General features: G+C 62.0%; 1 protein-coding gene. It reads left to right on the forward strand.

The genetic code is table 11. The annotated features are described in order from the left end of the window. Window positions 1-63 precede the first annotated feature (63 nt). A protein-coding gene (locus HLH34_RS19065) for an IS3 family transposase (protein ID WP_183121136.1) occupies window positions 64-1,235 on the forward strand; the annotation gives its coding sequence in 2 pieces (ribosomal slippage) (window positions 64-328 and window positions 328-1,235; 1,173 coding nt in all). The last annotated feature ends 34 nt before the right edge of the window (window positions 1,236-1,269 follow it).

The raw sequence follows: 1,269 nt of genomic DNA on the forward strand, positions 1-1,269 counted from the left end.
TGAGGTGCCCCCTTCCGGGTGGTCCATTGAGTATGATGGAATTCACTGCTGAAGGGACGACAGATGCCATTGAAGAAGCACAAGCCCGAGGAGATCATCGGGAAGCTGCGTGAGGTCGAGATTGTTCTGGGCCAGGGCGGGACGGCTGCGGAAGCCTGCCGGCGGATTGGGGTCAGCGAGCAGACCTATTATCGCTGGCGCAAAGAGTATGGCGGCCTGAAAACCGATCAGGCTCGCCGGATGAAGGAACTGGAGAAGGAGAATGCGTGGCTTCGTCGGGCGGTCTCGGACCTGACGCTGGACAAGCTCATCCTGCAGGAAGCGGCGAAGGGAAACTTCTGAGCCCCGCGCGGCGACGGCGCTGCATCGACCATGTTCGCAGCGTGATGGCGGTGTCCGAGCGGCGAGTGTGCCGCGTTCTGGGACAGCACCGGTCGACGCAGCGCAAGATGCCGTGCGGGGCGGATGACGAAGAGGCACTGACTGAGGATATCATCGCCCTGGCCAGTCAATATGGGCGCTATGGCTACCGCCGGATTACGGCATTGCTGCATGCGGCCGGCTGGGCGGTGAACCATAAGCGGGTCGAACGAATCTGGCGACGCGAAGGGCTCAAGGTGCCTCAGCGACAACGTAAGCGCGGCCGGCTCTGGCTTAATGACGGCTCCTGCATTCGGCTGCGGCCGGAATATCCCGGCCACGTCTGGGCGTATGACTTCGTCGAAGGACGCACCCATGATGGTCGGAAATTCCGGATCCTTACCGTCATCGACGAATTCAGCCGAGAATGCCTGGCACTTATCGTTGCCCGCAAACTCAACCACGAGGACGTGCTGGCCGCCTTGGCCGAATTGTTCATCTGGCGGGGACCGCCTGCTCATATTCGGTCCGATAACGGCAGCGAGTTCGTCGCCGGCGCGGTCCGGAAATGGCTCGGGCGGATCGGCGTGAAGACCCTCTACATCACACCGGGCTCACCTTGGGAGAATGGCTACAACGAGAGTTTCAACGGCTCCTTGCGCGACGAGCTGTTGAACGGCGAGATCTTCTACAGTCTGGCCGAAGCCAGGATCCTGATCGAGGTTTGGCGGCGCCATTACAACACCGTCCGTCCGCACAGTCGTCTCGGCTACCGTCCACCGGCACCGGAAACGGCGGCACCGCCAAGGCCGGTCTCCAGTTCCGCTTCGCTCCACCTCCGACCGACCTTGGCGACGGAGGTGCTTATGCACTAACAGTCACAGCGGACTACCCGGTGGGGGCTGCTCA

Source organism: Gluconacetobacter azotocaptans, from assembly GCF_014174355.1.
In the GTDB taxonomy this organism is placed as follows: domain Bacteria; phylum Pseudomonadota; class Alphaproteobacteria; order Acetobacterales; family Acetobacteraceae; genus Gluconacetobacter; species Gluconacetobacter azotocaptans.